Genomic DNA, 8546 nt, shown 5'->3' on the forward strand with positions numbered 1-8546 from the left:
CGTTGTCGAATTCTTTTAAAATCTTTGCAATTTGTTGCGGTGAAAATTTACTTCGTCTCATAATACTGTTTAAAATTAAGATAATTATTCTACTTTTAAACAGTTCGGTTTTAAGGGAAGCTTACAGTGTCATTGCCGCAATGTTTGCGAGTTTGGTAGGCTTGACTTTTACCGTAATAAATTCAGCTTTGGTTTACAAACCAGCAGCCTACAAAAATGATACTGACAAAAATCATTACTACGATTTTCTTCAAAGAGAACTTCTGCCCTTCCTAAATATTGGTGTTTCCAAATCATTAGGGAGCTTCAAGAATGTTTTGAACCACTTTATTATAAAGTTTGGAGAAAACATGGACGACTATAAGGATTCGGGCAATTTGCTTAACGAGAATTTGAGTAAACAACAGACAGTTCTAGAGGAAATAAACAAGTTAAGTCTAACTAGAACAGCCACTAAAATTGCGGAAGTTTTTGCAGACCTAAAGGAATCAGCAGAGCATTTAGAAAAATTTCAAGCATATCAAAAGAGCCTAAATGGCTATGTTGACAAAACAGAAAAAGTTGCCCACGACATGAATCTAATCATTGAAAAGTTTAAGGACTTCAATGTAAATCTTAAGGTAATAAGCAACAACAGTGTTGCCACAATTGAATTACAGAAGCAATTCAAAGATTCATTAGAGAAACACTTCCCAACTATAAATGACCATAGAGAAGTTTGGCGAACCCAAATTGATGAACTCAATCAAGATATTAAAGAAGTTTACAAGGAACTTAATAGTTACTTTAAAACATCAACGGAACAAATTCAATCTTTCATTGGCAGTAACAATAACTTTTTCACAGGAATTAATGAAATACAAAACGCCATTCAAATATTTGTAGAAAACTCTTCCATTCAAAAGGATGAATTCAATGTTTTGAAAAATCAAATCGTTGAAATGCGAAATGACTTCAAGGAATCACAGAAGCAAACGATTGACACAAACAAGGCACTAATTGACGCAATCATAGACTTGAAGAAAACCATTGGTAAAATAGAAATTTCAACAGAGAAAAAAAATGGCTAAATCAAACGAGAAAAAAAGAGACTTCTTTTGGTTGAGCTACTCAGACTTAATGACAAGTTTGTTTTTCGTCATGCTCGTACTTTTTGTTTTAGTTTACACAATGCAAAACAAGATGATTGGAGAATTAAACGAAAAGAATAATGAACTTAAAGTAGCTAAGGTAGAGCTTGACGAAATAAAGAGAATTCAAGAAGCGCTTGAAAAGTTAGACCCAAATTACTTTTTATACGACAAAAGAAATAAAAGATATAAACTAAAAGTAGATGTCCAATTCAATAGCAACAGCTCACAGATAACGGACATTCCAATCGCAATAAGGAGGGAAATACTCGGAGCAGGTAAAAGTATTCACAAACTTATGACTCAACTAACAAAGGAAAATCCCAACGTTAATTACCTTTTGATTATCGAAGGAAATACGCAACGCAGTGGAAACAACTTCATAAAAATTCCAGATGTTGGTTATCGGTTGAGTTATAATAGAGCATTGTCTCTAATAAATTATTGGCAAAGTAATGGACTTGATTTTAAGAAATTCAGTAATTGTGAAATTTTGATATCAGGGAGTGGATACTTCGGTAAATCAAGAGAAGATATAGAAAGTGAGAATAGAAAATTCACTATACAAATTACACCGAAAATAGGCGATATGAAATCAAATTAGCCAACGCAATTGGTGGCATATTTGCAAAACCGCTCAAGCCAACCCACAAGCTAAGTTTACAAAAGAACCACCAAGCCAACGCTCGACAAAAACCTTTAAGAGATGACAACAAAACGGACGACACATAAAGAAGGACGAAGGCATAACATTGGTAACCCTTGCAAACCCCACAATTTCCTAAAAACCTACCCTAAATAAGCCGCCCGAAGCTTCGGGATAAGCGACCTTATTTTTTCATCTCGCTATGGAATGGGCGATATTCGGTTGTCACAAAAATGGAGCTATCCATTGGTGGGGCCACCTTTTTGGATAGATTTTAACTACTTTTTGAAGTATTTTCGACCGAGGAACAAAAACGGATTTCCCATAACCAAAACGCTGAAATGCTCCCATCGGCTACAATTCAACCCATTAATTATATCCTCAGGATGGAATTTCTTAAATTAGCCTACGCTTGATTTCTGTTGAAAAGGTTAATGTACTAATAATAATAATATTCCGTTGCACAACATTTCTTTTTAACAATCAAAATCAACCTGAACTCGTTTTTCAACCGAAATAAACCCGCCATAACAACCTACGATGAAACACATACGCTATTTGGGACTCTTATTGGCTATCCTAACATTTCAATCGTGCAAAAAAAACGATTCCCCACTCGTGGAGCCCGAGGCAGAAATTTGGGTCCGCGAGGAAACACCCGTATTGCGGGATCCTATTCCAAACGAGAATTACCAATCCGCCAGCGATGCCCACGTATTTCTGGACAATAATAACCTGCGGATGATCTACTCGGGCGACCACAATGGCAAGTCCGCTATTAAACTGGCCAACGGAAGCGTCTTAAATCAATGGCTGCCGGCCGCAACCCTTCTTGGCGAGGAAGGCCCCTCCGGAATGGACGGCAATAAGGAAACGGCCTTTTACAGAAAAGCTTCCAATGGCAAGCACCAAATATATTACATTGGCTATCCCGATGAGGAAACCTACGAGGCCCAAATCTTTCTGGCCGAAGCCGATGCCCTAACGGGTCCCTACTCACAAATGGACCATCCCGTAGTTCCCAAGGGAACCATTGCCGGAAAGAACGTGTACTGCATAACCTCGCCAAGTATCGTGGAGCACCAGGGCAAGCTGTTTTTGATGTTTCTGGGCTGGAACAATGCCCCCAGCCTCGTTACGGAAATATGGTTAATGGGCGCCACCTCAACCGATGACGGACACACCTGGACCGATTTCCGGTTAGTTGACACCCCCATAGGCATGGAAGGCCAAGTGACCAAGATAGGCGAAAACAGTTTTGTAGCGGTAAGAACCGGCACCATTGGCAATAAAGAGGCCATTTTTTACGCCACCGCATCCCATCCCTTTGGCCCGTGGACGGAATTGCCCGACCCCTTGATAGTACAAGCCGGACCGCCCTACGAAAAGGACGAGATAATAGCCCCGAGTATTTTTGTGGATCCTGCAACCCAAGAGGAAATTCTATATTACACAGGCGCCGATTACTCGGTGGGCTGGTGGATTATGATGGCACGGAAGGAGTAGCAACATTTCAAAATAATGACCGCTAAAGACTGGGTATGCTATACATTCTGAAAAAAAATGAAACCCCCGGAGCGGCATTGCTGCTTTCTCTGCCATAGTTAGTTGCAATTTCTGGCAAACTTGCGTAATTTAGTTCCACATGGTTTTGGCCATTCAATCCTTACTTTTTTAGCCAAAAAAACTTTTATGCCGTTTCCCGCCCTTTCCACACGAACCCATCGACATTTTAAGGGCATTGCGGCCCTATCGCCAGATTACTTTGCATTGGTCATGGCAACGGGCATCGTTTCGCTGGCCGTACACATTTTTGATTATCCGGTAATCGCGCAGATCTTGTTTTACCTGAACATCGTCGCATATCTTGTGCTATGTGCTTTGTTTGGCGCCCAAAAATTGTTTTATTGGAAAAGATTCCGTTCCCACGTTTTCAATCTTGAAAAGAACATGGGCTTTCTTTCATTCGTGGCGGCAAATTGCATACTGGGAAGCCAGTTTATAATCCTAAACAATAACTACACTCTTGCAAGCCTTCTTTTCGGCATTGGCCTGTTATCTTGGATATTTCTGATCTATTTTTTGTTTGCCGTCCATATCGAAAAGAGATTCAAACCTTCCATCAAGGTCATAAGCGGCACTTGGCTTCTCATTATTGTGGCCACCCAATCCATTTCAATTTTGGGCGTTCAACTGTCGGGGCAACTTCCCGTTTCTTTTGAAGGCATCCTGTTTTTTTCGCTTATGCTGTTTTTTGTAGGATGTCTTTTCTATATCGTGCTTATCACACTTATTATATACAGGCTACTGTTTTTCAAGGTCCGGCCCAAAACGCTTGGCACTCCCTATTGGATAAGCATGGGGGCCGATGCCATCACGGTGCTCTCTGGCGTTGGACTGATCAGTAGGACGCAACAATGGTCTTTTTTAGAAGAACTTTTACCTTTTTTAAAAGGTATGGTGCTTCTTTTCTGGGCTATTGGCACTTGGTGGATCCCGCTGATGGTACTGTTGGGAATCTGGAGGCACCTGGTCAAAAAAATTCCCATTAGTTATGTTTCGCACTATTGGGGAATGGTGTTTCCCTTGGGAATGTACACCGTGTGTACCGTAAAATTATCGCAGGTTATGGAATTGCCGTTCCTAATGCCGATTCCTACCGTATTCCTATATATTGCACTGGGCGCCTGGATTTTGGTTTTTATGGGAATGCTCTCCACTTTCTTGCGAAATTTTTCTCCGAAATAGGAATGGATCTATTCTTTCAGAAGCTTAATAGTATGGTTTTTTCCATTGGATGCAATCTTACAGAAGAATAAACCTTTAGCCTCCTTTGGCAGCGTTACCGTAAAGCTATTTTTTCCCAAGGAAACCTCTGTTATTTCAAAATTTTGTATTGTTCTTCCCAACATATCATATATTTCTACTGAAACGGGCCTTAGATCCTGAGCCATGAAAATAACCGTGGTTGATTCTTTAAAAGGATTGGGATAATTAATACCTTCCAAAGTATTATCAAGAGCAAAATCCTCGACGCCCAAAGTCCTCTGTAAGTTTCTGTCAATACATTCAAAGCCAGCTATCCCGGAAGGATTGTAAACGGTAAATCCTTCGCTTTGGGTCAAGGCCCAGATATTTCCGAAGGAATCTACCGCAATATCTTCCACCTGTTTGTGGGCCAGAGGCGAGCTGCCATCCAAAAAAGTGGTGAAGGTATTGCCAGTTCCGTCAAAATAGGATATGCCGCCGTAATAAGGCCAGGTTTGCGTATTGTGCGCGCTTAGGTAAACATTGTTGGCCGCGTCAAAATCGATGGCGGTCACATAGTCTGCGGCTATGTTGCTGTTACTTTCGTTCCAATTGGTCCAATCGGTCCCATCAAACTTCCACAAGCCGTTGGTTGTACCCAGCCACATATGGTCATTCGCATCAAAAGCAATATCCAGTACATGCTCAATGTCTTGTGGGGTCAAGTCTATATTTGACCATGTTTCATTTTCAAACACATCTATTCCTTGGTAACTCCCAACATACATGGCATTGCCACGAGACGCCAAACTATATGGAGGGCCGGATAGTCCGTTGGATATGTTCCAGACCGTCCAAGTGTCTGCAACCTTATCAAACATGATGGCATTGTTGTCTGCCAGTGCAAAAAGCTTTCCGTCATCGGTGGCATTAAGCTCTCCGATAAATTGCAGCCATGGGGTAGAGTTGGTATTGTCATAGGTTGTCCAGGCCGCATAATCTTTATAATTTCCATCGGGAATGTGGATAATGTAGCCCGAAGTTCCGGCGTAGGCAAACCAAATATCGCCATCGGCATCTTCCGTAATGGAAGTTCCGATGGTTGTGGAATAAAGTGTCTGCGGATTGGGGAAAAGCCCTTCGTTGTTTGGCCCATAAACTTCCCAACTCGGGCAGTCAAAAACCTGGATACCCCCGCTGCCATTGGCGAACCATCGGCGGCCTTGGCTGTCAATAAAAACATCTTCATTAAAATTATCGGGCAGCCCCGTATTGTAGCCGGTATATCGAACCCAGCCCGTACCGTCATTCCTCGCGACAACCCCATAACCAGATACCCAGTAAGTACCATTTTCATCAATATAGGAATCATACATAGTTAAATTCATATATTCAGAAGTCCAAGTAGTGCCGTCAAACAATAAAACGCGGGAGTTGGAACCTTCGGCTATGATAACCTGGTCGCCGCGTATGGCCAGTGACCGTCCTTGAACGTTTGTAATGGGCCAATCGCTCTCGTTGACCTGCGTCCAAGCGGTGCCATCAAAAATATCCACAGCATTGCCCACCAAGGCCCAGACCCTGTTTTGGTCATCAATCGCCACTTCCCATATATTATCTGCCGAAAGGCCACTATTTGCAGAAGTGTAATGTTGCCAGGTAGTGCCATCATAGGAAATAAGACCGTTGTTTGAAGCTATCCACTTCACATCGTTGCCATCAATCGCTATATCCCTTAAATTGATCCCAGGGGGAATGCCCGAGTTTGACGAGGTGTAATAATTCCACGCAGCACCATCAAAATAACCCATCCCGCCCAAGGCCGGGTCGCTATCGGTATGAACGGTCCAGACCGTATCTCCGGCACCTATGGCTATACCTTCAACATTGGTGCTTAAAAAAGGCGTGTTGGCAGTATCATAATGTGTCCAATTCAAGCCGTCGCCAGAGGTGGTGATCCCAGCTTCAGAACCAACCCATATAATACCCGTACTATCAAAGGCGATGTCATAAATCAACCCGTTTGGCAAATACTCATCCGAATAGGTGGACCAATTGGTATAAACGGTGTCTGTAGTGGCAATGCGCACCAAACTGCCCTCATCCGAAGATTCGTAGCCCCCGGTCCAGATATTCCCGAAGGTATTCCCTTGCACAACAAAGTGAAGTGCGCCGCCAATGCCTGTATTTTCCTTACGAATGTAGGCCCAGTTGGGGTCTTGGGCAAAGGCCTGTAAGGTTAACGAAAAGATAATAAAATTGATAAGTACTTTTGTTTTCATACGAGTGGTTTTTTTAACATAACATCTATAGGGGCTAAAACCCTACCTCCATCTTTCTTCAAATTGAAATTTAAGGCATAATTCGATTCTAAAGAAGAAAACAACACACAAAATACTGAATTGTAATGTTTTATGCCAAATGCAATCCTATTTTTTCATATTTAAACCGAAACCTTCAATAGATAGCTCTTAAATAATTAATTTTGTACTTGGCCCAAATGTATGTTGGCCGTTCAGCAAATTTTAATCCCTACTACAAATGAAGTATGATCAAATACCCAGCAAACTCTTTATAAAAAACCGCAAAAACTTTATGGCGCAGATGAAGCCAAAGAGCGTTGCCGTTTTTAACAGTAACGATATTTACCCCATTGGCGCAGATAGCACCATGCCCTTCCAGCAGGCACGCGACCTTTTTTATCTAACGGGCGCCGACCAAGAGGAAACCATTTTGGTGCTTTTTCCCGATGCGCCAAACAAGGACCATCGCGAAATGCTTTTCGTGCGTGAGACCAACGACCACATTGCCGTATGGGAGGGCGAAAAACTCACCAAGGAAAAAGCCACCGAGGTAAGCGGTATAAAATCCATTTACTGGCTGAAGGAATTTGACAAGATTTTCTTTGAAGTAATGACGCAGGCAGAGCGCATTTATTTCAATACCAACGAGCATTACCGCCAAAGCGTGGAAACCGAGACCCGCGAGGATCGATTCATCAAAACCACAAAAGAAAAATTTCCCGCGCACAGTTGGGAACGCAGCAATCCTATTTTGCAACGCCTGCGTTCGGTAAAGGATAAAATTGAAATCGATTTAATCCAAACCGCCTGTAATATCACTGAAAAAGGATTTAGAAGAATCCTGAATTTCGTAGAACCCGGCGTTTGGGAATACGAGATCGAGGCCGAATTTATGCATGAATTTTTAAGAAACCGTTCCCGCGGGTTTGCCTATACGCCCATTGTGGCAAGCGGCAACAACGCAAATGTGCTGCATTATGTTCAAAACAACCAACAGTGCAAGAAAGGCGATTTGCTTCTTTTGGACGTGGGCGCCGAATATGCCAATTATGCCAGCGACATGACGCGGACCATTCCCGTAAGCGGAAAATTCAGCAAACGCCAGCGCGAGGTTTATAATGCGGTAAAGAAGGTAAAGGACGACGCCACAAAAATGTTGGTTCCCGGAAATTACTGGAAGGAATATCACGAGGAAGTAGGAAAATTGATGACCAAAGCACTTTTGGACCTAAAACTTTTGGACAAGGCCGATGTAAAGAACGAAGACCCAAACTGGCCAGCCTATAAAAAATACTTTATGCACGGCACCAGCCACCACATGGGGCTGGACACCCACGACTACGGCATTCTATGGGAGCCCATGGCAGAAAATATGGTCTTTACCGTCGAGCCGGGAATCTATATTCCCGAGGAAGGTTTCGGAATCCGATTGGAGGACGATGTGGTTATCCAGAAAAAGGGCGAGCCTTTCAACCTGATGCGCAATATTCCCATTGAAGCGGAAGAGATTGAGGAGTTGATGAATTAAGTCCCCTAATCCCGAAAGGGGGAATAATAATATTTACTTCATTTGAAGAAAAAATAAAGATTTCAGACCCCAAAGATACTGTGTTCAAATCCTAATCATTTTTCAATTGTTTAATTAATATCTTTGTATTGCAAAAAGAAGGCTTCGTCCAATTCGTTGTACCGAAGTCTATCTACCGGGCGGAGTTTTAC

Annotated in this window: 6 protein-coding genes; 5 read left to right on the top strand and 1 reads right to left on the bottom strand. The window is 42.3% G+C overall.

The window, feature by feature from the left end:
- From POV26_RS10645 to POV26_RS10660, 4 genes are all read left to right on the top strand, one after another.
- Positions 1-1070: hypothetical protein (locus tag POV26_RS10645; RefSeq protein WP_272856454.1), on the top strand; the 1070-nt coding region annotated here is incomplete at its 5' end.
- Positions 1063-1734: an OmpA family protein gene (locus POV26_RS10650; protein ID WP_272856455.1), complete on the top strand. Its 672-nt coding sequence runs from the start codon at positions 1063-1065 to the stop codon at positions 1732-1734. The genes POV26_RS10645 and POV26_RS10650, both read left to right, overlap by 8 nt.
- Before the next feature lie 582 nt (positions 1735-2316).
- Positions 2317-3282 (top strand): family 43 glycosylhydrolase, encoded by a 966-nt coding sequence (locus POV26_RS10655; protein WP_272856456.1) that lies wholly within the window; start codon positions 2317-2319, stop codon positions 3280-3282.
- A 186-nt stretch (positions 3283-3468) separates the two neighbouring features.
- Positions 3469-4524, top strand: a complete 1056-nt coding sequence (locus POV26_RS10660) for a tellurite resistance/C4-dicarboxylate transporter family protein (protein ID WP_272856457.1) — start codon at positions 3469-3471, stop codon at positions 4522-4524.
- An 8-nt stretch (positions 4525-4532) separates the two neighbouring features.
- Here POV26_RS10660 and POV26_RS10665 read toward each other — a convergent pair whose 3' ends face one another.
- Positions 4533-6806, bottom strand: coding sequence for a two-component regulator propeller domain-containing protein (locus tag POV26_RS10665; RefSeq protein ID WP_272856458.1), 2274 nt, complete (start codon positions 6804-6806; stop codon positions 4533-4535).
- 259 nt (positions 6807-7065) lie between these two features.
- On the opposite strand from POV26_RS10665, the gene POV26_RS10670 reads away from it, so the two are divergent.
- The gene (locus POV26_RS10670) at positions 7066-8355 is read left to right on the top strand and encodes an aminopeptidase P family protein (protein WP_272856459.1); all 1290 of its coding nucleotides are present in this window, start codon (positions 7066-7068) and stop codon (positions 8353-8355) included.
- Positions 8356-8546: the final 191 nt, after the last annotated feature.

The sequence above is a fragment of the Aequorivita todarodis genome, from assembly GCF_028561335.1.
Lineage (GTDB): Bacteria > Bacteroidota > Bacteroidia > Flavobacteriales > Flavobacteriaceae > Aequorivita > Aequorivita todarodis.